The sequence below is a fragment of the Kribbella jiaozuonensis genome, from assembly GCF_005233875.1.
GTDB classification, from domain to species: Bacteria; Actinomycetota; Actinomycetes; order Propionibacteriales; family Kribbellaceae; genus Kribbella; species Kribbella jiaozuonensis.
The window spans coordinates 686,319-708,253 of sequence record NZ_SZPZ01000004.1; the positions used below are offsets into that span (position 1 = coordinate 686,319).

General features: G+C 68.4%; 23 protein-coding genes. 9 read left to right on the top strand and 14 right to left on the bottom strand.

Features of this window, described 5'->3' with window-relative positions:
- Window positions 1-5: 5 nt before the first annotated feature.
- The 4 genes from FDA38_RS29320 to FDA38_RS29335 are packed head-to-tail and all read right to left on the bottom strand — an operon-like array spanning window position 6 to window position 3,175.
- The gene (locus tag FDA38_RS29320) at window positions 6-365 is read right to left on the bottom strand and encodes a hypothetical protein (RefSeq protein ID WP_137257350.1); all 360 of its coding nucleotides are present in this window, start codon (window positions 363-365) and stop codon (window positions 6-8) included.
- Window positions 362-1,225, bottom strand: coding sequence for a DODA-type extradiol aromatic ring-opening family dioxygenase (locus FDA38_RS29325; protein WP_137257351.1), 864 nt, complete (start codon window positions 1,223-1,225; stop codon window positions 362-364). The genes FDA38_RS29320 and FDA38_RS29325 overlap by 4 nt, the downstream gene beginning before the upstream one ends.
- A gap of 10 nt (window positions 1,226-1,235) precedes the next feature.
- Window positions 1,236-2,036 (bottom strand): citryl-CoA lyase, encoded by an 801-nt coding sequence (locus FDA38_RS29330; RefSeq protein WP_137257352.1) that lies wholly within the window; start codon window positions 2,034-2,036, stop codon window positions 1,236-1,238.
- Window positions 2,033-3,175: a CaiB/BaiF CoA transferase family protein gene (locus FDA38_RS29335; RefSeq protein ID WP_137257353.1), complete on the bottom strand. Its 1,143-nt coding sequence runs from the start codon at window positions 3,173-3,175 to the stop codon at window positions 2,033-2,035. The genes FDA38_RS29330 and FDA38_RS29335 overlap by 4 nt, the downstream gene beginning before the upstream one ends.
- Window positions 3,176-3,363: 188 nt before the next feature.
- Between FDA38_RS29335 and FDA38_RS29340 the strand changes: the two genes are divergently transcribed.
- Genes FDA38_RS29340 through FDA38_RS29350 form a run of 3 tightly spaced genes read left to right on the top strand, consistent with a single transcriptional unit; the run spans window position 3,364 to window position 6,114 of the window.
- Window positions 3,364-4,830, top strand: coding sequence for an amidohydrolase family protein (locus FDA38_RS29340; RefSeq protein WP_170989912.1), 1,467 nt, complete (start codon window positions 3,364-3,366; stop codon window positions 4,828-4,830).
- 22 nt (window positions 4,831-4,852) lie between these two features.
- Window positions 4,853-5,674, top strand: a complete 822-nt coding sequence (locus FDA38_RS29345; RefSeq protein WP_137257354.1) for an IclR family transcriptional regulator domain-containing protein — start codon at window positions 4,853-4,855, stop codon at window positions 5,672-5,674.
- Window positions 5,675-5,682: 8 nt separating this feature from the next.
- The gene (locus FDA38_RS29350) at window positions 5,683-6,114 is read left to right on the top strand and encodes a VOC family protein (RefSeq protein ID WP_137257355.1); all 432 of its coding nucleotides are present in this window, start codon (window positions 5,683-5,685) and stop codon (window positions 6,112-6,114) included.
- On the opposite strand, the gene FDA38_RS29355 is transcribed toward FDA38_RS29350, so the two are convergent.
- From FDA38_RS29355 to FDA38_RS29365, 3 genes are all read right to left on the bottom strand, one after another.
- Window positions 6,104-6,574 carry a hypothetical protein gene (locus tag FDA38_RS29355; protein ID WP_137257356.1) on the bottom strand — a complete coding sequence of 157 codons (471 nt, stop codon included), beginning with the start codon at window positions 6,572-6,574 and terminating at the stop codon, window positions 6,104-6,106. The two genes, FDA38_RS29350 and FDA38_RS29355, sit on opposite strands and share 11 nt — an antisense overlap.
- The gene (locus tag FDA38_RS29360) at window positions 6,571-7,164 is read right to left on the bottom strand and encodes an RNA polymerase sigma factor (RefSeq protein ID WP_137257357.1); all 594 of its coding nucleotides are present in this window, start codon (window positions 7,162-7,164) and stop codon (window positions 6,571-6,573) included. Before FDA38_RS29360 ends, FDA38_RS29355 begins: the two co-directional genes overlap by 4 nt.
- 73 nt (window positions 7,165-7,237) lie before the next feature.
- The gene (locus FDA38_RS29365; RefSeq protein WP_137257358.1) at window positions 7,238-9,847 is read right to left on the bottom strand and encodes a CHAT domain-containing protein; all 2,610 of its coding nucleotides are present in this window, start codon (window positions 9,845-9,847) and stop codon (window positions 7,238-7,240) included.
- Window positions 9,848-9,894: 47 nt separating this feature from the next.
- Between FDA38_RS29365 and FDA38_RS29370 the strand changes: the two genes are divergently transcribed.
- Entirely contained in the window at window positions 9,895-11,163 is a 1,269-nt protein-coding gene (locus FDA38_RS29370) for a S8 family peptidase (protein ID WP_137257359.1), read from the top strand.
- Between the two features lie 211 nt (window positions 11,164-11,374).
- On the opposite strand, the gene FDA38_RS29375 is transcribed toward FDA38_RS29370, so the two are convergent.
- Window positions 11,375-11,677: a hypothetical protein gene (locus FDA38_RS29375; RefSeq protein WP_137257360.1), complete on the bottom strand. Its 303-nt coding sequence runs from the start codon at window positions 11,675-11,677 to the stop codon at window positions 11,375-11,377.
- A 232-nt stretch (window positions 11,678-11,909) separates the two neighbouring features.
- Between FDA38_RS29375 and FDA38_RS29380 the strand changes: the two genes are divergently transcribed.
- On the top strand, window positions 11,910-13,355 hold the full coding sequence (locus FDA38_RS29380) for an alkaline phosphatase PhoX (RefSeq protein WP_137257361.1): 1,446 nt from the start codon (window positions 11,910-11,912) through the stop codon (window positions 13,353-13,355).
- On the opposite strand, the gene FDA38_RS29385 is transcribed toward FDA38_RS29380, so the two are convergent.
- On the bottom strand, window positions 13,324-14,391 hold the full coding sequence (locus FDA38_RS29385) for a serine hydrolase domain-containing protein (protein WP_233714987.1): 1,068 nt from the start codon (window positions 14,389-14,391) through the stop codon (window positions 13,324-13,326). The genes FDA38_RS29380 and FDA38_RS29385 overlap by 32 nt on opposite strands.
- A 70-nt stretch (window positions 14,392-14,461) precedes the next feature.
- On the opposite strand from FDA38_RS29385, the gene FDA38_RS29390 reads away from it, so the two are divergent.
- Window positions 14,462-15,046 (top strand): TetR/AcrR family transcriptional regulator, encoded by a 585-nt coding sequence (locus FDA38_RS29390; RefSeq protein WP_137257363.1) that lies wholly within the window; start codon window positions 14,462-14,464, stop codon window positions 15,044-15,046.
- Here FDA38_RS29390 and FDA38_RS29395 read toward each other — a convergent pair.
- Window positions 14,967-16,166: an MFS transporter gene (locus FDA38_RS29395; RefSeq protein WP_137257364.1), complete on the bottom strand. Its 1,200-nt coding sequence runs from the start codon at window positions 16,164-16,166 to the stop codon at window positions 14,967-14,969. The two genes, FDA38_RS29390 and FDA38_RS29395, sit on opposite strands and share 80 nt — an antisense overlap.
- Window positions 16,167-16,189: 23 nt before the next feature.
- On the bottom strand, window positions 16,190-17,485 hold the full coding sequence (locus tag FDA38_RS29400) for a BNR-4 repeat-containing protein (protein WP_137257365.1): 1,296 nt from the start codon (window positions 17,483-17,485) through the stop codon (window positions 16,190-16,192).
- Window positions 17,486-17,576: 91 nt separating this feature from the next.
- On the opposite strand from FDA38_RS29400, the gene FDA38_RS29405 reads away from it, so the two are divergent.
- Complete coding sequence (locus FDA38_RS29405) at window positions 17,577-18,206, top strand: LysE family translocator (RefSeq protein WP_137257366.1); 630 nt, start codon at window positions 17,577-17,579, stop codon at window positions 18,204-18,206.
- 48 nt (window positions 18,207-18,254) lie between these two features.
- On the opposite strand, the gene FDA38_RS29410 is transcribed toward FDA38_RS29405, so the two are convergent.
- Window positions 18,255-18,827 carry an NADPH-dependent F420 reductase gene (locus FDA38_RS29410; RefSeq protein WP_137257367.1) on the bottom strand — a complete coding sequence of 191 codons (573 nt, stop codon included), beginning with the start codon at window positions 18,825-18,827 and terminating at the stop codon, window positions 18,255-18,257.
- A gap of 86 nt (window positions 18,828-18,913) precedes the next feature.
- On the opposite strand from FDA38_RS29410, the gene FDA38_RS29415 reads away from it, so the two are divergent.
- Window positions 18,914-19,396: a MarR family winged helix-turn-helix transcriptional regulator gene (locus tag FDA38_RS29415; protein ID WP_137257368.1), complete on the top strand. Its 483-nt coding sequence runs from the start codon at window positions 18,914-18,916 to the stop codon at window positions 19,394-19,396.
- Here the strand turns inward: FDA38_RS29415 and FDA38_RS29420 are convergent.
- A complete protein-coding gene (locus FDA38_RS29420; RefSeq protein WP_233715047.1) occupies window positions 19,374-20,405 on the bottom strand; it encodes an L-idonate 5-dehydrogenase in 1,032 nt (343 codons plus the stop codon). The two genes, FDA38_RS29415 and FDA38_RS29420, sit on opposite strands and share 23 nt — an antisense overlap.
- Before the next feature lie 96 nt (window positions 20,406-20,501).
- Between FDA38_RS29420 and FDA38_RS29425 the strand changes: the two genes are divergently transcribed.
- Window positions 20,502-21,038, top strand: coding sequence for a hypothetical protein (locus FDA38_RS29425; protein WP_137257369.1), 537 nt, complete (start codon window positions 20,502-20,504; stop codon window positions 21,036-21,038).
- Between the two features lie 2 nt (window positions 21,039-21,040).
- Here FDA38_RS29425 and FDA38_RS29430 read toward each other — a convergent pair whose 3' ends face one another.
- Window positions 21,041-21,808 (bottom strand): class I SAM-dependent methyltransferase, encoded by a 768-nt coding sequence (locus FDA38_RS29430; RefSeq protein ID WP_137257370.1) that lies wholly within the window; start codon window positions 21,806-21,808, stop codon window positions 21,041-21,043.
- Window positions 21,809-21,935 lie beyond the last annotated feature (127 nt).

Sequence of the window (21,935 nt, forward strand, 5' to 3'; positions counted from 1 at the left end):
CCTCCTCAGGTAGCGATGTCGGGGTACGGCAACGAGTGCACCTGCAAGGCCCGCCCGTACGCCTTCTGATATTCGAGCGGCCCGTGATCACGCTCGAACATCGCGATGAACAACGTCAGCGTCAGGAACGGATGCGCACCCAGCCCGAAGAGTGCGACGTGATCGTGCTCCCGCAACGCACGCCGCTCCTCGTCGGTGAACTCGAGCCAGGTCGACTTCTCCGCCACCGCGCAGTTCAGCAGCTGGTTCGCCATCTCCTGCTCCCACCAGTTCACCGTCCCGGCGGCATCCTCGCGGTAACGCTCGACCAGCTCAGGATCCCGATCGACGGTGTAGAGGAACTTGTTCAGCAGGTACTTGCTCATGCCGGCACCCCGTTCGGATACCAGGTGAAGTACGCCTCCATGGTGTGGAACAGGTCGAGCGAATCGACGTGATCCGCCTTCGCGCCCGCACCCGCGACGCCCATCATCAACATGAAGTCCATGAACCCGTGCGTCGCGTTGCCCGGCTGGTGCAAGCTGTCCAGCGTCACCTCGGACAGGCATCCGTCGAGGTCACCGCTCGCGATCCAGTCCACGGCCTTCCGGTCGAACTCCGGATCCGGCCCGTGCTCGCCGAACTGCCGCGGCCCGCCGAGCTCGAGCGACAGATGCCCGGTGCCGATGATCGCCACCCGCTTGTCGATCGGCCACGACTCGACCAGCTGCCGGATCGTCCGGCCCAGCTCGACGAACCGGCCCGGCCGCGGCAGCGGCGGCGCGAAGATGTTCGTGTAGATCGGCACGATCGGCAGGTCCGCGTCCGGGCGCAGCGTGATGATCGGGCAGGTGATGCTGTGGTCGATCCGCAGTTCGTTGCTGAAGGCAAGATCAAAGCCGGCGTCCAGCCCGTTCCGCAGGATGTGCGACGCCAGCTGCTCGTCCCCGGCCAGCCGCATCCGCGGCAGCCCGAACTCGCGTTCCTCGTTGTACCAGTTCGCGTCGAAGTACGGCGCCTTGCCGACCAGGAACTGCGGCATGTTGTCCAGCCACAACTGGTGGAAATGATCGCTGCCGACCATCACCAGGATGTCCGGCCGGGCCTTCGTCAGCGTCTCGCGGAACGCCTCGATCTTCGCCACCCACTCGTCGGCGAACGGTGGCCGGTCCGCGCCGGTGGCGGTGCTCGCGCGGTAGTAGAACGGATGGTGGGTGGAGGCGATCACCGCGGCGACCGTTGCCATATGGTCTCCTTCAGCTTTCCGGATCGACGTAGACGGCGTTGCGGTCGACAGTGGAGTAGATGTCCATGCCGATCGGCCGGCGACGCTCCTCGGCCAGCTGCCCAAGGAGCCCGGCGGCCCTTGCCAGCAAGGCGAATCCGCGCAGCAACTCGACCGGCAACCCGAGGTCGGCGAGCGCTGCGCCGCAGACCCCGGCGCCGTTCAACGGCAGCTTGCGGCCGAGGACCTGCTCGTGCACGCGACCGATCGCCTGGAAGAGCTTGAGATGCGGACCTTCGAGGCCCTCCTCGCGGGCGAGGTTGATGAGTACCGGCGTTCGCGGGTCCTGCACCTTGTGGACCGGATGTCCCAGGCCGGGGATGAAGGTTCCGTTGGCCCGGGACTGCTCGACGACTTCGAGCGCGAGCGAATCCCAGCCGGCCTCGTCTGTCGGCGGCTCGCCGCCGGCCAATGCCTGGTGGAGGAACATCCCGCAGTCCTCGGTCACGCCGAGGAAGCGGGATCCGCCACCGAGCAGTCCGGCGGCGAGCGCCCCCTGCAGGGAATCCGGTGCCGACAAGTAGGTAACCCGCGCGGCGATCGCGGTCGGTGTGAACCCGTGGTCCGCCAGCGCGACCAGCACCGCCTCGAACACGCGGGTCTCGGACGGTGTCGGCCGGCGCAGCGTCACCAGCCAGAACGCCAGCTCGCCGAACCCGACCTTCCCCATCAGGTCCGCGGTCAGGTCCTGTCCGAGCAGCCGGATCTCGTCGGCGGTCGACGTACCGAGCGAGGTCGGGAATGCCGGCGGAGCCACCTGGTCGTCGCTCATGCCTCAGCCTCCAGCCATTTCCGCAGCTCGGCGCCGTGTTCGTCCAGCGACGGCGGCGGGAGCCGGTACGACGCCGCCTCGTCCTTGTCGCCGGTGAAGGTGATCGGGTTCCGGATGGTCGGGATCCCGCCGACCGTCACCACCGGATCCAGCCCGATGTCCTCCGCGAACGCGACGCCGCCGTCGACGGTGTTGATCGGTCCGCACGGCACCCCGGCCGCGATGATGTCCCGGAACCACTCCAGCTTCGTCCGCGTCGACAACCGCTCGATCAGCAGCGGCCGCAGGTCCTCGCGGTTCGCGGTCCGCTTCTCGTTCCGGTCGAACCGCGGATCGTCGGCCAGCTCCGGTACTCCGAGAACCTCGACCAGCTTGCGGAACTGCCCGTTGTTCCCGGCCGTGATGATCAGTTCCCCGTCCGCACACGGCAGCGGCTCGTACGGGAACAGGCTCGGATGGCTGTTCCCCATCCGCAGCGGTACGACGCCGCCCGCGACGTACGCACTCGACTGGTTGACCAGGCCGGACAGCGCCGACGACATCAGGTTGACCTCGACATGCTGACCGCGACCGGTCTCGTGCCGCGCGTTGAGCGCCGACAGGACGCCGATGGTGGCATGCAGTCCCGCCATCACGTCGAAGACCGAGATCCCGGCCCGGAACGGCTCGCCCTTCGGGTCGCCGGTCAGGCTCATCAGCCCGGAGATCGCCTGCACGATCAGGTCGTACCCGGGCAGCTCGGCGCCCTTCGGCCCGGACCCGAACCCGCTGATCGAGGCGTAGATCAGCTTGGAATTGCCCTCGGCAACGGTCTCGTAGTCCAGCCCGAACCGGGCCAGTCCGCCGGGCCGGAAGTTCTCCACCAGCACGTCCGCCCGGCGCGCCAGCTCCTGCGCGGCCGCGAGATCCTCGGGATCCTTCAGGTCGAGCGCGATCGATCGCTTGTTCCGGTTCACCGCGAGGTAGTACGTCGAGATGCCGTCGCGGACCGGCGGCTGCCAGGACCGGGTGTCGTCACCGCCGGGCGCCTCGACCTTGACCACGTCGGCCCCGAGGTCGGCCAGCAGCATGGTCGCGTACGGCCCGGCCAGGATCCGGGAGAAGTCGGCCACCAGCAGTCCCGAGAGCGGACCCGTCACACGACCTCCCGAAACATTTCGGACATTTGTCCGCGCGGCTAGACCACTTCAGTCTCAGCCGCCCTCCCGCGCCTGTCAACCACCCACCCGAACCCTTGACACCCCGCACCGGCGCTCAGATAGTGAGTCTCATCGCCCCGATGACCGCCATACGGACGTATGTCCGGACACTCTGCTGGAGGGGAATCATGACCATTGCCGAGACGCCGCTGGCGGGCCGGCCGATCCTGCTGCGCGGCGGGACCGTGCTGACCATGGACGACGCCCACACGATCGTCGACAACGGCGATGTCCTGATCGTCGACGACCGGATCGCGGCCGTCGGACCGGCGCTCGACGTCCCCGAGAACACCCAGGTGGTCGACGCGTCCGGCGGGATCGTGATGCCGGGGATGATCGACACCCATCGGCACATGTGGCAGACCGCGATGCGCGCGTACGGCGCCGACTGGACCCTGACGCAGTACTTCGTCTGGTACTACCTCGAGCACGGCAAGACGTTCCGGCCGGAGGACATCCACGCCGGCAACCTGACCTCGGCCTGGGAGTCGCTCGAGGCCGGTGTCACCACGACCGTCGACTGGTCGCACGGGCTGCAGAGCGTCGACCATGCCGAGGCGGCCGCGGACGCGTTGCGCGCCGTACCCGGGCGGTTTGTTCTTGCCTATGGCAACATTCAGGCCGGACCGTGGGAGTGGACCGCGGACCCGGCGGTGCGGTCGTTCCTGGAACGGATGCGGGACGACTCGCAGCTCGGTCTCCAGCTGGCCTTCGACGTGACCGGCGATCCGGCGTTTCCGGAGCGGGCCGCGTTCGAGGTGGCGCGGGAGCTCGGACTCGGCGTGACCACACATGCGGGGGTGTGGGGGGCGACCAACGACAACGGCATCAAGCTGATGCACGAGAACGAGTTCATGACGCCGCAGAACATCTACGTCCACGCGGCCACCCTGACCACCGACTCCTACCAGCGGATCGCCGCGACCGGCGGCTCGATCTCGGTCTCCACCGAGTCCGAGCAGAGCGCCGGCCAGGGCTACCCGCCCACCTGGCAGGTACGCCGGCACAACATCCCGGTGTCGCTGTCGATGGACACCAGCGTGTGGTGGAGCGGCGACCTGTTCAGCTCGATGCGGACCACGCTCGGCGCCGACCGGGCGCGCGAACACCTCGAGGCGCACATGAAGGGCGCGACCGTGACCCACAGCCATCTGCGCGCCGAGCATGTCGTCGACTGGGCGACCCGCGGTGGCGCGAAGGCACTCGGTCGCGACGACCTCGGCAGTCTCGAACCGGGTAAGAAGGCCGACGTCATCCTGATCAAGAACGATTCGTCGCCGGTGTCGTTCCCGCTGATCAACCCGTACGGCCAGGTGGCGTTCCAGTCGCAACGCGGCGACGTACACACGGTGATCGTCGACGGTCGCGTCGTGAAGTACGACCACCAACTCGTCGGCTGCGACCTGACCGCCATACGACGCGAGGTCGAGTCGACCGTGGAGTACCTGCGCGAGGCGCTGGGCGAGGAGGCGTGGCGGAGCGGGATGAATCCGGAGCTGCCGGAGGGCGAGGTGCTCGACAACCCGTACCAGTACACCGACTACAAGTCCGACTCGACCCGCGAGGCTCGTGGCACCATCTTCGGTGAGCGATAGCCGAGGACCGGAGGATCAACTCATGGCAGGGCGTGGTGCAGGACCGGATTTCGTCGAGTCGCTGGCTCGCGGGCTGGATGTGCTGACCTGTTTCGATGCCGGCCACCGGACCATGTCCCTGAGCGAGGTGGCGACCGCGGCCGGCCTGGCCCGGCCGACGGCGCGCCGCCTCCTGCTCACGCTCGAAGAGCTCGGCTTCGTCCGCTCCGCTGACGGCGCGTTCCAGCTCACCCCGAAGGTCCTCACCCTCGGGATGGCGTACGTCGGTTCGCTCGGACTGTGGGACATCGCGAAGCCGCACCTCGAGTCGCTCGTCGCGCGGACCGGTGAATCGTCGTCGATGGCACAACTCGACGGCTCGGACATCGTCTATGTGGCCCGGGTCTCGGTGCCGAAGCTGATCGCGCTGCGCGTCGACATCGGCACCCGGTTCCCGGCCGCACAGACTTCACAGGGCAAGGTGCTGCTCTCGGCGCTCTCCCCCGCCCAGCTCGCCGACGTCCTCGCGTTGCCGAGCCGCGCCGGCCTCCCGGCGTACATCGGCCGGACGGCTGATCAGTTGCGCGACGAACTGACCGAGATCCGGGCCCGCGGATGGGCGCTGGCCGACGAGGAGCTCGCGCCCGGCGTCCGCTCGGTCGCGGCACCGGTCCGCGACGGCACCGGCACGGTCCGGGCCGCGATGAACGTGACCGTCCATGCCGCCGAGACCACCGTCGACACGCTGCTGCACGACCATCTTCCGCTGCTGCTGCGTACCGCGGGCGACGTCAGCGCGGAGTGGGCGCTGTGGCAATCTCGTCCTCATGTCGAGATCGAGCAGCGGCACCAGACGACTGCTTGAATGACTGCATGACCGTTCTCGACTCCCCCATCCCCCGCTTCCACCTGGCGATGCCGGTCGACGACCTCGACGCGGCGCGGCATTTCTACGGAGAGGTCCTCGGCCTCGAGCAGGGCCGCAGCTCCGAGACCTGGATCGACTGGAACCTGCGCGGCCACCAGTTCGTCACGCACGTCGCGCCGGAGCGCCAGAAGCGGATCCACAATCCCGTCGACGGTCACGACGTACCAGTGCCGCATTTCGGGCTGATTCTGACCGTCGAGCAGTTCCAGGCTTTCGCGGACCGGTTGAAGGCGGCCGGGACCGAGTTCGTCATCGAGCCGTACGTCCGGTTCCAGGGTCAGACCGGCGAGCAGTGGACGATGTTCTTCCTCGACCCGGCCGGGAATGCCCTTGAATTCAAGGCGTTCGCGGACGACTCGCAGGTCTTTATGGCGTGATCCATCCGGTAAGGATCGTGGTGCCCGAGGTGGTCGTGCATACCAAACGGTATGGAACGTTCGGCGGCGGGTGGAGGACGAAGAAGCCGAGATCGTCGATATCCGTGGTGGCCAGCTTGCCGCTCTCACCGCGGGCGCTGACGACTCCGGCTTCGGGTGGATCCAGCTGACCGAGTACGGCGTCGGGCGTCAGCTCGAGCTCGACGGTCCAGCCGTCCGAGGCGAACGTGAGCGACCGCAGGATCGCGCTCTCGGACCGGATCGCCAGCGCGTCCAGCGAATCCCAGGCCGAGTCGTAGGTCAGTGCGGCCAGTTCGGCGTCGATGGTTCGCCACGAAAAGGCGGCCTTACCAGCGTCGACGAACGCGGCCGGCACCTCGTCGGAAGACGCCAGCGCGTCCCGCAGGGCATCGATCAACTTCTCGTCGTCGTTCCACTCCGGATTCATCACGGTTCTCACCCCCTCGTCCCTTGATCAAAACCATCGGGTCCGTCCGCGGCCAGCAACGCCAGCGCGGGTGTCTGCCGCAGCTTGGTGAGACAGCGGGCCCGGTTCGGCCCGATACTGCCGATCGGCACATGCAGTCGCCGGCTGATCTCGTCGTACGGCGCGGGCGGGTCCTGGACCAGCAACGCCAGCAGCACCTGGCACCGCCGGGACAACTCGGCGAACGCGGTCCGCAGGATCGTCCGGCGTTCGTGCCGCAGCACTTCTTCCTCGGCGATCGCCTGCTCGGGTACTTCGGGCGACTCCGCCAGGTCGATCGGCTCGACCCGGCTGGTGGCTCGGATCAGCCGGAAGCACTCCCGCTGCGTCGTCGTCGCGATCCAGCCCGGCAACGCGGCCGGTTCGCGCAGGCCGGGCAGATGCTCGACCAACCGCAACCAGACGCTCTGCCCGACATCGTCGATATCGGGCTGTGCCAGCCGATACCGCCGGCAGACCGAGAAAACCAGTGGCGCGTAGCGCTCCACCAGCTCGTCCCAGGCACTCTTCTCGCCGTCCCTGGCCCGGGTGACCAGGTCGACGACTGTCGGGTCGTCCCGCATGCCGCCCCCTCTCTCACCGGACCGCTCTCACTAGTACAGAGTCGGTCCGGACCACCGCTGATACATCTGGGCACTAGGCGCCGAGGGCGACGAACGATCGCGCCGCGGCGACCGTCACCGGATCGCCGCGCGCCTCGGTCTGCGCACCGGCGAACGCGGTCGCCAGCGACTGTCCGGCCTGCAGGTTGTCGTGCAACGCGAGCATCAACGGCGCCGTCGCCGGATCGTTCACCGGTACGACGCTGGCCAGGATCCCCGCCGCCCCCAACGGGATCAGACTGCTGCTCAACCCCAGCAGCTCATCAGCACCGACGGGCTTCGCCAGCCCGGAGTCGCAACTCGACAACACCATCCGGTACGGCGCTCTGCGCAGCCGCTCGAAGTCGTAGACGGTCAGCGGCCCGTCGTCGAGCCGCAGCGACGAGAACAGCGGGCTGTCCGCACGGAACGTCCCGTGCGCCGCGATGTGCGCGATCCACGCGCCGTCGAGCTCACGCAGTACCTTCTCCGCGGTCGCGTCACCGTTGGCGAGCACGGTCGCGTCCGGGTACTTCTCGGCCAACCGCATCACCTCGGCCCGCCCGGCCGACAACCCCGGACCGAGCACCAGTACGACGCGTCGATCAGCCGGCGGACGCAGCCGTCGCGCCCGCAACCACGTCGCCGCCGACGGCACCACGTTGACCGGCCGCTCGGCCAACGCCGGCATCAAACCCCAGGGCAACGCCTGCAACCGACTCGGCGGCACCATCACCACGGCTCGATCCCCCAGCCGCTCAACGGCGGACCCGAGAATCGCACCGCCCAACCGCTCGCCCAGCACGTCCAGCGATGGTCCTCGTTGTACCTGCCCGCGTGCCCCTCGGCCATGAGCCAGCCAGCGAAGGCGGAACCGTGATCGCTCGACTTCGACGGCAGCGGATGCCATCGGACCGACCTCATGCCGAGTGATCCGCCCATCGCGCACGACCACCGCGTGCAGTACGCCGTCGACCTCGATCAGCTCGACGAGCACCGTCTCGCCCAACGCATCGACCAGAGCATCAACATCGAACCGCGACGCCGCGCTACCCAGCGCACCACCCTGAGCCCGCAGCGCCCGATCCCGGACAGCCTTCTCCAGCCGCCGACGTTCCTTCTCCAACGAAGGATCCGGCGACGCATCCAACCGCCGTACAACGTCCCGCAGCGCAGCTAGATCAGCACCCAACTGCTCGTCATCCGACGGCCGGACCGGCGGCACACCCAACGCCGTCGCCCGCCACCGCTCGCCCCACACCAACAGTCGCCGCGGATCGTCCCGCCGCAACGCATCCCGCAGCGCCAGCTCCGCCAGCTCCGCACCCTGACCCGTCGCCAACGCACGCAGCTCGGTCGCGCCCATCGTCAGCCGGTGCTCGTCCAGCGCATCGAGCCCGCGACCACACGCCGACAACATCCCGCGCACATCAGCTCGAGCCTCCGCGCGCAACGCCTTCCCCAGCCAGGCCGCGCTCCGAGCCATCGGCGGCGTGTCCTTGCTGTGCTGCCCGGCCAACTCCAGTTCACGATCCGCGGTCCGCGACCGCCCACCGGCCAACGCGAGTCGACCGGCCAGCAGATGCGCCGCCGACGCTTCGGACGCACCCAACGCGTCCAGCCGCCGAGCCGCCGCACTCACCCGCCGCAGCAACGGCTCACCTCGCTCTCCGGCCTGATACCGCGCCTCCAACTGGACCATCGACGACCGCACCGACCACCACTCCCGGTGCTGCGCGGAGAACAACCGCCGCGCCCGATCCGCGCGGTCCTGCGCGGCCTGCGGATCACCCGCCGCGAGTGCGGCCGTCGCCGCCGCGAACCACAGCTCGCCCCGCTTGGTCGCCGTACCGCCTTCTGCTTCCATCTGCGCGATCGCCTGATCCATCTCGGCCAACGCCTCGGCGCTGAGCCCGGCGGCAAGCAGGACGCCGCAGCGGTCGATCGCGAGGTCCGGCCAGACGACACCGACCGCCGCGAACCGTCGCCCTGCTTCGTCGAGGTAGCGCAGCGCCGACGGCAGATCTCCCCGTGAGTACGCGACCAATCCGCGATTCTGTCGCGCTTCCGCGTATTCGAACTCCTGACCGGTTGCGGCGTACAACTTCTCGGCAACGGCAAAATCCGCATCCGCGCGCTTCGTTCCACCCAACGCCAACTGGATGAATCCGCGATAGTTCCGCGACCGCGCCTCCCAGACCTGATCGCCCGAACGCCGCAACCGCGCGATCGCCAACCGCAGATCGTCCAGCGCCTCGCGATGCCGCCCGAGCACCAGCAGTACGTCGGCACGCCGCACCAGCACGCGCCCCGTCAACGCGCCGCGACTCAGCTCGACCGCACGATCGAGGCGGGCCAGACCCTCGCGGCTCCGGCCGGCCCGACCGAGCGTTGCGCCCAATGTGGCAAGGACATCCGCCTCACGCTCCGACCGTCCGGACTGCTCCGCGAGCCGCAGTGCGGTACGCAATTCGCGGACCGCCGCCGGGATGTCGCCGAGCTGCCGCAGACTGATGCCCCAGGCCTGATGCGCGATCGAGGCATCGATCGCCAACGGGTCCCGGGCCAGCACCGTGCGCGCGGAGGCGATCGCGTCGTGCGGACGCGACAAAGCCAGGGGCAGCAGATTTTCTACCGCCCCGGCACTCCCCCCTGCCGTCGGCATTCTGAAATGATAACGGCCATTCATTGATCGAGGGGGGAAGGAAAGAAATGGCGGATCAAACCGGCGACCGAAAATACGTCGCCCAGATCGAACTGATTCTGGCCGCGTTCGGGCGCGAGGTCGAGATCTATCCCGAGGACTGGCAGAAGCGGCCGGAAGGGGCCGACTATCTGTACCGCACCGGAGTCGTCCTGGTCCGGGACGAGGACCTCACCCGGGTGATCGAACTGTTCCAGGGTGGACGCCCGGCCGAGGGTGGGATCGGCGGCGTCACCCGGCTGCTGCTGCCGGAGAAGGTTCCGGGTGACGCGCCGGAGGACCGCTCTGTCACCCAGCGATTCCTGAAGTACGCCGATCTGCGACTCGGACGCGGCGTGGTCACGCCCGAGCACTTGTTCTATGTCTCGCCCAGCGTCAGCCCGTGTCCGGCCACCGAACCGGAGGAGGTGCCGCCCGGGATCGCGCCGGACCCGATGCTGCCGGAGCCGTTCCCGTCCGCGGACAACCCCGACGGCCGCGGCGTGAAGGTCGTCGTACTCGACGTCGGGTGGTCGGACGCGCCGGCGGCGTACTGGCTGAACGGTGTGACCGGTGACCCGGAAGACGCGTTCGACGGCTCGGGGCGGATCCGGCCGTACGCCGGGCACGGCACGTTCATCGCCGGTGTGATGCGCGCGATCGCCCGCAACGTGGAGATCGTGGTGAAGAGCTACTTCACCTCGGCCGGCGCGATCTGGGAGTTCGATCTCGCTGCGGCGCTGGACGACGTACTCGATCTCGCGCCGGACATCATCAGTCTGTCGGCCGGCACGCGGACGCGGTTCGACCTGCCGGCGCTCGGGCTGGACGTGTTCATCCAGACCCGGCTGAACCGCGTCAACGGCCTCACGCTGGTCGCCGCGGCCGGTAACGAAGCGAGCCGGGACTACTTCTGGCCGGCCGCGTTCCCGGAGACCGTCGGCGTCGGAGCACTCGCGGAGAACGGCCGGGACCGGGCGTCGTTCAGCAACTTCGGCAGCTGGGTCGACGTCTATGCCCCGGGCGAGAATCTGGTGAACGCGTTCCTCACCGGCGACTACCTGTGCACCGAACCGCCGAACACCGGCCAGCTGCGGTCGTTCGCCGGCATGGCGCGCTGGAGCGGTACGTCGTTCGCGACGCCGCTCGTGGCGGGCCTGATCGCCGGGCGGATGTCGATCACCGGCGAGAACGCCAAACAGGCCGCCGACGCGTTGCTCGCCTTCGCGCTGACCCAGTCCGAGCCGGGTGTCGGTCCGGTCCTGCGGGCCGGCGATGCGACCACGTCAATCGGCTAGATCAGCCGGATCAGTCAGGTGACGCACTGACGCGGTGCGGGACCCACCGGCCTGACCGCCGGTTCTCCCGCACCGCCTCAGCCTCCCCCTCTGCGCGCCCTCGCGTTGTCCTCCCCCCTGCAACAACTTGAAGGCATCCCCCCATTTGTGCGGAGTCACCCTCGGTGCCGATTGATACACCCGGTCATCAGGAAAGTTTCCAACGCGACAGCTACCGCGGATGCTCACAGAGGAACGGCGCCCGGCCCGCGCCGGAGTGATAGTTGTACTGCGTGCCGCCGACCTCGAGGATCGTCCGGTTCCCAGGCACCAGTGCCTGGGTGTAGAGCATGTCCGGCTCCGGGCAGCCGAGGCTGCCGTCGGACCAGGTGACCTCCTCCGAGCTGACCACGGTCACCTGCGCCGGATCGATCCCCAGCCGCTTACTAAGGTCAGCCTTGGCTTGCTCGACAGGGCCGCCGGCCGGTGTACTGCTGCTGCCACTACTGCTGCTGCTCGTGGGACTGGGTGTCATCGAAGGAGTCTCTCCCGTTCCGGTGTCATTGCCGCAAGCAACCAAAAGGCAGGCTGTCGCGAGTGCGACGCTCACTGTCCGCATCACCATCACCTCCCACAGTAGACGGCGGGACAGCTGTATTCGTTGCAGATATATCGGACAAATGCTGTTCAGGTGCTGTTTCCCGCGCGTGACCCGGCGCACTGAAGGATCATGGCAACTCGGGAACAGTCTCTCCAAGGAGCATTGCATGTCTGTCGATCGTCGTTCCGTCCTCCGTGGAGCCGCCGTGGGCGCGGCCGGAGTCGGTTTCACCGCAGTCGGCGCCGTACCGACCCTGGCCGAGGCCACGCCCGCTTCGCACGGCGGCCACTCGCCGTTCCCGCAGCACCGGCCCTTCCCGCCGCTGCTCGACGACCCGAAGGGCCTGCTCGCGCTGCCTGCCGGGTTCAAGTACCGGGTGGTCACCAAGGCCGGCGAGACCAAGCTGAAGAGCGGTCAGCCGACGCCGACCCTGCACGACGGCACCGCGGTCTTCGACGGCAGCCGGCACGGCACCTACACGCTGATCCAGAACCACGAGATCGGTGCCGCGGACCCGCTCGGCGTACCGCCGATCGAAGGCACCGTCTACGACAGCGGCGTCGGCGCGGCCGGCGGCTGCACGGTCATCTCGGTCGACCGCGACGGCAAGAACCTCGGCGAATGGGTCGGCATCTCCGGCACGATCACCAACTGCGCCGGCGGCCCGACGCCGTGGGGCACCTGGATGACGTGCGAGGAGACCGAGAACAAGGCCAACGGCACCACCCGGCTGAAGGACCACGGCTACGTCTTCGAGGTCTGGGCCGACGGCAAGACGGCCCACCCGGTGCCGCTGAAGGCACTCGGCCGCTACGCGCACGAGGCGCTGGCGATCGACGAGGACCGCACGCACATCTACCTGTCCGAGGACGCGTCGGGCCCCAACGGCACCTTCTACCGCTGGTCGGCGCCGCGCGGCTACCGGCTCAGCTCGCGCAGCTGGCAGGACCTGCAGAACAAGGACTTCGGCACGCTCGAGGCGCTGGCGATCCTCGGTGACGACGGCAAGCCGATCCCGGATGTCGCGTACCTGACCTCGGCCCAGCTGCTCCGTCCGTTCCGCACCACCTGGGTGCCGGTGCCGGACCGCGACGGCGCGACGACCTCGGTGCGCAAGCAGTTCACCGACGGCCAGATCACCCGCGGCAAGAAGTTCGAGGGCGTCTACGGCACCAGCAAGGGCGTGTACGTCGTGAACTCGTTCGCCGAGGGCGGCACGGCCGACCTGCCGGCCGACGCCGTTCCGCACGACGGGATGGTCTGGTTCTACAACTACGACGACAGGACCATCCAGCTGGTCACGTACTTCCCGGAGAACGCCGCCGCGCTCTCACTGGACTCGAAGTACCAGGACCTCAACTTCGACGGCCCGGACAACGTCACCGTCACCCCGTGGGGTTCGCTGATCCTCGCCGAGGACGGCAACGCCGCGAGCCACGTCCTCAGCGCGACGCCGGGCGGCCCGACGTACGCGATCGCCCGGAACATGCTGAACGACTCCGAGTTCACCGGCCCGACGTTCTCCGCGGACGGCAAGGTGCTGTTCGTCAACATCCAGACGCCGGGTATCACGCTGGCCATCACCGGCCCGTGGCGCGACTACCTCGGCTGAGTGCTTCGAGCAGGCTGAGCGAGCGTTCGTCCGGTCCGACCCGGACCTCGTTCATCAGATAGGAGTAGGCGGTCTCGCGGCCCGGCCAAGCGCCGTGCCGCGAGCCGCCGGCTCCGGGGTGACCGAACGCATCGTCCTGCAACTCGAACCCGCCGCCGTAAACCATCGGACTGCCCCACGTCGGCTCGATGCCACGCCGGATCTCCCGGCGACCGAGCTCGACGATCTCCGGCGACAGCACACCGCCTCCTAGTAAGGACGCGTAGAACTTCGCCATCCCGCGCGCCGTCGCGTAGCCACCGACCGCCGCCAACCCGGCTTTACGGTACTCCTCGCTGTTCCAGATCTTCTCCGAGCCCGGAACCCACAGCGGGTTCGGCCGATTCAGCTCGGACCAGGGCCCGTCGACGAGCACACCGTCCGGCGCAACCATCGTCGCCACGCGCCAATGCAGTTCCTCGGGCAGGCCGATCCACACTTCGAGCTCCAGCGGTACGGCGAACTCGTCGGCGAAGAACTGTCCCACGGTGCGACCGTCGACCCGCCGTACCAGCTCGTCGAGCAGCCAGCCCCAGGTCACCGCGTGGTACATGAACCCGGCGCGCGGATCGGACGCCGGCGCCTGCGCGGCGAGATGCGCTGCCATCAGGTCGTGGTCGAGCAGGTCGGCGTACCCGGCCTCGACCCAGGGCAGGCGGGCCTGGTGGGACAACACCTCGGCGATCGTGATCCGATCCTTGCCCTCGGCACCGAACTCGGGCCAGTAGCGGGTCAGCGGATCCTCCAGCTCGAGCTGACCGCGTTGCACCAGCAACAGGATGCAGGCGCTGGTGAGGCCTTTGGTGCCGGAGAACATCAGGTGGATCGTGTCCTGATCCCAGGCCCGGCCCGTCTCCGGGTCGGCAGTCCCGCCCCAGAGATCGACGACCAACTCACCTCGGTGGTACGCCGCGAATGCCGCGCCGAGCTCGCCGCGCTGGGTGAAGTTCCGGTCGAAGGCCTCGGCCACGTGCTCGAATCCAGGTGCTGTCCACATGCCGCTGATAGTACCGATCATTCTTATCTTGGTCCAGCTCGGTACTCTGGGACGCGGAGGTGGTTGGACGATGCCGGTCAAGGCTGGGGAACGATTGGATCCGGAGGCGACGAAGGCCCGGATCCTGAAGGCGGCGGCGGACGTGTTCGGCCGGCGCGGGATCCACGCGACCGGGATCAACGAGATCGTCGAGGCCGCCGGCGCGTCCAAGCTGACCATCTACAAGAACTTCGGGTCGAAGGACGGGCTGGTCGAAGCGGTGCTTGCCGACCGCACCCGGCGGGTCCGCGCCTGGCACAACGCAGCGGTCGAGCAGGCCCCGCCCGGCCGCGACCAGATCCTCGCCGTCTTCGACCTGGTCGCAAGCTGGTACGCCGAAGCCGGGTTCCGCGGCTGCGCGATGATGAACGCCGCGACCGAGGACCGTGGTCAGGACGGCGCGCCGCGGCGGCTCGCGCGAGAGCATCTCGCCTTCTATCGCAACCTTTTCCAGCGATTGCTGACGAGTGCTGGAGCTCACGATCCGGAGCGGACGGCGCGGCAGCTCGTCGTCGTACTGGAAGGCGCCACGCTGATCAGCGCGGTCGACCATGATCCGGGACTCGGCGCGGAGGCTCGGGCGATCGTGGAGACGTTGCTCGCGTCGGCACTCTGAGAGCCACGAGGACACACGCCAGGCCGGCTGCGGCCGCCACGAGGAACGCTTGTTGGTATCCGGCCTGCTGGGCGATCAGCCCTCCGAGCGGACCTGCGGCCATCACCCCGAGATCCCAGAACGACGTCATCACGCCCATCGAGACGCCCGGCCGCAGTCCACGGACCCGGTCCAGCGTCATCGAGATGCAGGCCGGATAGACCAGCGCCAGTCCGATCCCGGCCAACGCAGTACACACGACCGCGGCGACCGGCCCCTCGGCCACTGCGAGACCCACCAGCGCAATGATTGCGAGGGGGACGGTCGAGGCCGCCACCGCGCGACCGCCGTACCGATCGACCAACGGGCTGCCCGCGAACCGCGCAACCAGGAACGCCGCCGCGAACTCCGCGAGCACGATGTTGTCGACGCCGATCCCACCGGCACGCAACCGCAACACCAGCAGAGCGGCCACCGTCCCGTAGCAATACGCAGCCAACCCAATGGTTGCCCCAGGCAACCGCACTCCGGTCGGCAAGAGGCCCCACGGCCGACGGATGCGCACGGACTCGCGCCGGCGTCGCTCACCTCCCGGCCTCCCGATCTGACCTGGGTCGGACCTGGTCATCAGCACGAGGGCCGCCGACACGAGTGCCAGCCCGACGACCACCCACCAGACTTGGTCGCCGACGAGTGTCGCGATCACCGGGCCGGCGGCCAGCCCACCCCACATCGACAACCCGAACCAGCCGGCCAATCGCCCACGCCGCGCGGCTTGGGTACCCGACAGCACCCACGGCAACGCACCGGAGAACAGCGCCGCCTCACCGGCGCCCATCACCAGCCTCGCGACCAGCAGGAGGGCCAGGTCAGGCGCAAGCAGTTGCCCAAGGCCCCCAACCGCCGCCAGCACTCCCCCGGTCACGACGACCGGGCGCGACCAGCCCGCATCCGCCAGCCAGCCCGCGAACGGCCGACAGCACGCCGTCGCCAGGAACGCGATCCCGACCGCGGTCCCGCTCGCCAGCGCCCCGCCGCCGAACTTCTCCGGCACGTACGACGGCAGCGCCTGCAACGTGGCTCCGAACGCGAGGTACCCAGCCAGCACCGCCACCCACAACCGCCGCACCGGAACGCTCATGGATGGGATAGTACCGCTTGTTACTATCTCTGTCGCATGCGGTCCAGGAGAACGACCTCACACGTGTAGTGCTGCGAGGCGGTCATCTCGCCGCGGAACCAGAGCAGCGGGATCCGGCCGGGATCGCCGGGCGCGACGATCGGGCGGAGGTTGTCGACGGCGGAGTTCTCGGTCACCGGCGTCCACGTCGTACCGCCGTCCTCGACTTGGGCGTGGAAGATCTCGTGATGCTTCAGCGCGGCGCCGTCGCGCGGGTCGATCGGTGTCGAGACGTAGAGCGAGTCGAGGTCGTACGGGTCGATCGCGACCAGGCCGGTGTAGTCGTTCTCGTGCACCAGCAGACCGTGGCCGGCCTTCGCCAGTTGCTGCACCTGCCACGTGCCGCCGGGCGCGAGACGCCCGTAGAAGAAGCGGTGATCCGGCACCGGATGCTGTCGCGCGAACGCATCTTCCGGCTTCTCCGGTACGTCGTGGCGGGCGAGCATCACCGCGGCGAGCGAGCCGTCGTGGCCGCGACGGATGTCGACGGTCCAGCAGTGCGTCATCGGTTCGCCGTCCCAGACCGAGTCCGCGGCGAGGACCTTCGTCAGCTCCACCTGCGACGGGGCATCGGCGTCGAGCGCTGTGTGGTCCACGACCGTGCCGTCGGTCCGATGCAGCGCACCGCCCTCGAGATAGCCGTGATAGATCGAGTTGTTGTAGTCGCGCGGGTGATGGTCGGTGGTGATGAGGTCGACGCGCGTGGGCGTCGAGACGTAGCGCGTGTAGCCGTTGACGTATCCGACCTTCGGGCGGGTGAACAGCTTGCCGGCGTACTCCCAGGTGTCGCCCTCGTCGTCGGACACGAGGGCGCACGGGTCGTCGTTCACCGCGCGGGCGAAGCAGTAGAGGCGGCCGTCGAGCTCATGCAGGTTCGAGTACGTGACGCCGCGACCGCCGGTGAACCCGCTCCAGTCGAACGTCTGCTCCGGTCCCCATTTGCGCGGATCGCCGGGCTCGCTGATCCGCCAGCGGGTCAGGTCATCGGTCTTGTGCTTCGTGTACACCGCCAGCCACCGACCGTCCCGCCGTCGCCACAACGCGGGTACGTCGTGATCGTCCGCTTCGAACCGCTCATGAAGCACGACGACCTCGGTCGAGCCCGACCGCAGCTCGACCACGGTCAGCTCGACGTTGCCGGCCCGCTCGTCTCCACCGGGACCCTCCGGCGCGGCGATCGAACCGACGACCAGCACGCCGTTCTCCGGATCGATCAAGGCCCGCTCGTCCTGGAACCAGCACCAAGCACCGTTGTCATTGATCACTCGAGGCGCATCCATGGTCACCCAGTGTTCCATCGCTAGTGCGATGTGGGTAAGCGTTTGCCCGCATCCGGTCAGAAGTGTCCGATGGTCGTGCGACGATCGGGTTATGCCGATCGACCAGCACCTCTTGCTCGCGTTCCTCCTCACGACGACCGTCGCGATGATCACGCCCGGGCCGGACATGTTGTTCATCCTCGGGTGCGGGATGCGCAGCGGACCGCGGGCCGGGTTGCTCGCGACGGCCGGGGTTGCGACGAGCGAGGCGGTGCATGTTGCGGTGGCGGCGGCTGGTTTGGCTGCGTTGTTCGCGGCGGTGCCGGTCGCATTCACCGCAGTACGGATTGTTGGTGCGGCGTACCTGATCTATCTCGGGGTGCAGATGATCCGGCACCGGAATGATGCCGTCGATGACGGGCCGGCCGGGGCCGCGATGTCGGGGCGGAAGGCGTGTCTGACCGGGCTGACCACGAATCTGCTGAACCCGAAGATGGTGACGTTCACGATCGCGTTCCTGCCGCAGTTCGTGGTGCCGGAGCACGGCCGGGTCTGGCTGCAGTTCGCGGTGCTCGGGGCGATCCTGATCGTGCTGGAGTTCATTGTCGACGGGACGGTCGGGCTACTGTCCGGGCGGATCGGCGGCTGGCTGCGCTCCCGCCGTACCGCCCGCCGCCGGATCGACACGGCGACGGGCGGGATCTTCATCGGCCTCGGCGTACGACTCGCGTTGCTGCGTTAGTACTGCGCGACGCCTCCCCTCCCCTGTCTCGAGGAGGCGCCTTCTTGATCAGACGAGGCCGAAGCCGCCGGTCCACTCGACCTTCTCGCCGACCGCGAGGGTGAGCTGCAAGAACCCGAGCGCCTCGAGCTCACGCGCACGCTTCAACGACCCCGCGTCGACCGTCTTCAGACCGCCGTCGGACACGATCCCGGCGAACTGCGCCTTGGCGTCGGCGTCATCACCCGCGATCAGCACCGTGGTCGGAACCTGACCCGCCTGACCCGACGCGACCGTCGCCGCGAACGTGGTGTTGAAAGCCTTCAGAACCTTGGCCTCCGGCAACCTCTCGGCCAGCTCGGCCGCCGCCGAACCGTCCGCCGCGACGACCAGCGAGTCGAACGTCTCGAAGTTCAGCGGATTGGTGATGTCGACGACGACCTTGCCGCTCAACTGGTCGGCGCGGTCGGCGAGGACCTGGTCGATCGCCGGGTACGGCACCGCGAGGATCACGACGTCGCCGGTGACCGGCTTGTCCTTGTCGGTGGAGTCGAACAGCTCGACGGTGTTGCCGCCCTTGGCGACGACCGACGAGATCGCCTGCCCCATGTTGCCGCTGCCGATGATGCTGACGTGCGTCATGCTCAAGCTCCTTTTAGTTGTGCGTTCAACCATCACGGTAGCGCAGGAAAGTTGTAGCTACAACCTTTTGCTGCCAGAATGTCGGGATGAGCACTCGATGGCTGGACGACGCGGAGATGACCGCGTGGGTGCGGCTGGCCGCCGTACTCGAGCTGCTGCCCGGTGTCCTCGACTCCCAGCTCCGGCGGGACGCGGAGCTGACGCACTACGACTACTACGTGATGGCGATGCTGTCCGAGGCGCCGAAGCGCACGCTCCGGATGACCGCGCTCGCGCAGCGAACCAACGCGACACTCCCCCGGCTGTCACACGTCGTGAAGCGTCTGGAGGATCGCGGTCTGATCGAGCGGTTCCCCTGTCCCGAGGACGCGCGTGCGACGAACGCCCGTCTGACCGCCGATGGCTGGAAGAAGATCCGCGCGACCGCGCCCGGGCATGTCGCGACCGTCCGGCAGCACGTGATCGACGTACTCACCCCCGAGCAGATCTCCCAGCTCGCCGACATCACCGGCGCGATCCTCGAGTCGGTCGACCCGGAGGGCAACCTCAGCGACGTGTATCGGCGCTGAGATCGAGCAGCACCTTCGACGCGACCGTGCGATCACTTGCGAGGTCGAACGCGGTGGCCGCATCGCCGAGCGGGAACGTGTGCGTGACGATCGGCGCGACGTTCAACCCATTGGCCAGCAGCGCGATCGCCGTGTCGAACTCATGGTCGAACCGGAACGCTCCCCGTAGCGTCAGCTCCCGCGTCATCAGCACATTGCCTGCGAATGGGGTGTCGCCGGGCGGCAGGGTGCCGACCTGTACGACGGTGCCGGCGCGGCGTACTCGCTCGAGACAGGTGCGCAGGCCGGGCGCCGTACCCGACGCTTCGATCGCGATGTCGATCTCGTCTGGCCAGTCGTTGTTGCCTACCTGGATTGTTTGCGTTGCGCCGACCTGAGTCGCGAGGGCCAGCGGCGTCTCGTGCAGGTCGGTGACGATCACCTCGACCGCGCCGGCCTGTCGTAGCGCGGCCACCACCAAGAGGCCGATCGGTCCCGCGCCGGTGACCATCGCTCGTTTGCCGTCGACGTCGCCTGCCTGGCGGACGGCGTGGATCGCGACCGACAACGGCTCGGCGAGCACCGCAGTACGAAGGTCGAGGCCTGTCGGCAAGACCCGCACCTGGTCGGTTCGGACGATCAGTTGCTGGACGAAACCACCTTGGATGTGCGGGTTCCTCGCCGCACTGCCCAGGTAGTTGCTGTAGGCACAGATATTGCGCCGGTCGTTGAGACACTCGGGGCACTTGCCGCACGGCGTCGCCGGATGGATCCCGACCGGCGTACCTTCGGGCAGGCCGTCCACGCCGCCGCTGATCCGGCCCACCACCTCATGCCCCAGCACGAGCGGCTCCCGGATCCGGAAGTCCCCCACGCCGCCGTCGTGGTAGTAGTGCAGGTCCGAGCCGCAGATCCCGCCGTACTCGATGCCCACGGCAACTTGCCCCGGCCCGGGCTCTGTCGTACCGCGCTCCTCGATCCGCAGATCCCCCGCGGCATGCACCACACACCCGAACACGTAACCCACCACCCTCAAGTCGCCGTCCGCCGAGAATATCTGGCGTCGCAGCTGGGTGTATCGCCGCGGGTTGCCGATGCCTCCGTCTGAATAAGGGGAGGAACTGTCATGAGCAACACACTCGAACCACACCGGAGGCGGACCAGGACCGTACGGCGCTCGCACCGTCGGCTGATCGTCACGATCAACATCGCCCAGGCTCTCGTCGCGCTGCCGTGTCTCGTTGCGGCCTACGGGCTGGCCGAACACCTGGTCGCAGCCCAGGAGGCCGTCGGCCCGCACCAGGTCGCAAGCCGATCCGCCCACTGGCCGGTCGACTTCGCGATCACGCTGAACATGAGCCTGCTCATCGTCGGCGCCGCAGCCGGCGCGGTCGGCAGCGTCATCCAGCAGAGCATGACGTTCGCCCGCACGACCGGCGCGAATCACCAGGTCGCGTGGTACATCATGCGTCCACTCTGGTCGGCCCTACTCGCCTCCGTCTCGGTGATCGCCGTCAACACCGGCCTGATCAGCATCGGCGACGAATCCACCTCCAGCGCCGGCGTAGCCGTCCTGGTCCTAACCGGCGCCCTCACCGGCCTCTTCACCGACCAGGCCCTAAACCGCCTCCGCCGAATCTTCAACCGCTCCCCCCGCACCTGACCTCACACCCGCCGAACCCGCAGAACGCTGGTCAACATCGGCAGGGTGAACTCACCGCGAGCGGTCTCCGGCCGACTCGCGAGGTAGGCGCGGATGCGGGTCAGCGTGGCGTCTCGTTCGTCGTCTGGCATGACCAACATGCCCGCGCGGGTGGCGAGGGTAGCGACAAGAGAGTCCGCAGTACGCCGCTGCCCATGCGCAAACTCAGCCTGCTCCGCCGCGCCGAACCACGCCTCCGGCAGGTGCATGCCGGCCGCCTCCACCCGCCAACTCGCAGGCGTATCACGCGGACCGATCGCCGCACTCCCACTCACCCGCGCCAACCCGTCGACCCATTCCACCCGGTCGTCCACAACATTCCACAGCCCCGCCAGAACCCCACCAGGCACAAGCACCCTGGCAATCTCCGGCCCCGCCACCGCCATGTCGAACCAGTGCATAGCGTTCCCGGCCACCACGACATCCACCGCCCCATCCGCGAGCGGTATCTCCTCAGCTCCCCCCGCTAAGGCACGCACCCCCGGCAACCCCCGCCGCAACTCCCCCAACATCCCCGGATCGGGTTCAACGGCAACAACGTCAACCCCCATCTCAACCAACGTCGCCGTCAACTTCCCCGTCCCAGCCCCAAGATCAAGCACCCGCGAGCCCGGCGCCACCTCCAACACCCACCCCACCGCCGCCCGCGCATAATCCGGCCGATGCTCCGCATAAGCCCCCGCCACCTGCCCAAACCCCGACCCAAGCGCCACCCGCTCACCCTCACCCATTCCCCGAACCTACCCACCATCCACCGACGACACTCGCGCGCCGCCGGCGGCTGTAGATGATGAGCCACCCCGAACGGTGTCGGACCCCGCGGAACCAGTCGCCCGGCGAGCTCGGTCGCCGGGGGAA

What these genes read in the sequence shown, in the direction of transcription:
- FDA38_RS29320 (WP_137257350.1), bottom strand. Translation starts at nt 365, where the DNA reads ATGAGCAAGTACCTGCTGAACAAGTTCCTCTACACCGTCGATCGGGAT.
- FDA38_RS29325 (WP_137257351.1), bottom strand. Translation starts at nt 1,225, where the DNA reads ATGGCAACGGTCGCCGCGGTGATCGCCTCCACCCACCATCCGTTCTAC.
- FDA38_RS29330 (WP_137257352.1), bottom strand. Translation starts at nt 2,036, where the DNA reads ATGAGCGACGACCAGGTGGCTCCGCCGGCATTCCCGACCTCGCTCGGT.
- FDA38_RS29340 (WP_170989912.1), top strand. Translation starts at nt 3,364, where the DNA reads ATGACCATTGCCGAGACGCCGCTGGCGGGCCGGCCGATCCTGCTGCGC.
- FDA38_RS29345 (WP_137257354.1), top strand. Translation starts at nt 4,853, where the DNA reads ATGGCAGGGCGTGGTGCAGGACCGGATTTCGTCGAGTCGCTGGCTCGC.
- FDA38_RS29350 (WP_137257355.1), top strand. Translation starts at nt 5,683, where the DNA reads ATGACCGTTCTCGACTCCCCCATCCCCCGCTTCCACCTGGCGATGCCG.
- FDA38_RS29360 (WP_137257357.1), bottom strand. Translation starts at nt 7,164, where the DNA reads ATGCGGGACGACCCGACAGTCGTCGACCTGGTCACCCGGGCCAGGGAC.
- FDA38_RS29365 (WP_137257358.1), bottom strand. Translation starts at nt 9,847, where the DNA reads ATGCCGACGGCAGGGGGGAGTGCCGGGGCGGTAGAAAATCTGCTGCCC.
- FDA38_RS29370 (WP_137257359.1), top strand. Translation starts at nt 9,895, where the DNA reads ATGGCGGATCAAACCGGCGACCGAAAATACGTCGCCCAGATCGAACTG.
- FDA38_RS29375 (WP_137257360.1), bottom strand. Translation starts at nt 11,677, where the DNA reads ATGACACCCAGTCCCACGAGCAGCAGCAGTAGTGGCAGCAGCAGTACA.
- FDA38_RS29380 (WP_137257361.1), top strand. Translation starts at nt 11,910, where the DNA reads ATGTCTGTCGATCGTCGTTCCGTCCTCCGTGGAGCCGCCGTGGGCGCG.
- FDA38_RS29385 (WP_233714987.1), bottom strand. Translation starts at nt 14,391, where the DNA reads ATGTGGACAGCACCTGGATTCGAGCACGTGGCCGAGGCCTTCGACCGG.
- FDA38_RS29390 (WP_137257363.1), top strand. Translation starts at nt 14,462, where the DNA reads ATGCCGGTCAAGGCTGGGGAACGATTGGATCCGGAGGCGACGAAGGCC.
- FDA38_RS29395 (WP_137257364.1), bottom strand. Translation starts at nt 16,166, where the DNA reads ATGAGCGTTCCGGTGCGGCGGTTGTGGGTGGCGGTGCTGGCTGGGTAC.
- FDA38_RS29400 (WP_137257365.1), bottom strand. Translation starts at nt 17,485, where the DNA reads ATGGATGCGCCTCGAGTGATCAATGACAACGGTGCTTGGTGCTGGTTC.
- FDA38_RS29405 (WP_137257366.1), top strand. Translation starts at nt 17,577, where the DNA reads ATGCCGATCGACCAGCACCTCTTGCTCGCGTTCCTCCTCACGACGACC.
- FDA38_RS29410 (WP_137257367.1), bottom strand. Translation starts at nt 18,827, where the DNA reads ATGACGCACGTCAGCATCATCGGCAGCGGCAACATGGGGCAGGCGATC.
- FDA38_RS29415 (WP_137257368.1), top strand. Translation starts at nt 18,914, where the DNA reads ATGAGCACTCGATGGCTGGACGACGCGGAGATGACCGCGTGGGTGCGG.
- FDA38_RS29425 (WP_137257369.1), top strand. Translation starts at nt 20,502, where the DNA reads ATGAGCAACACACTCGAACCACACCGGAGGCGGACCAGGACCGTACGG.
- FDA38_RS29430 (WP_137257370.1), bottom strand. Translation starts at nt 21,808, where the DNA reads ATGGGTGAGGGTGAGCGGGTGGCGCTTGGGTCGGGGTTTGGGCAGGTG.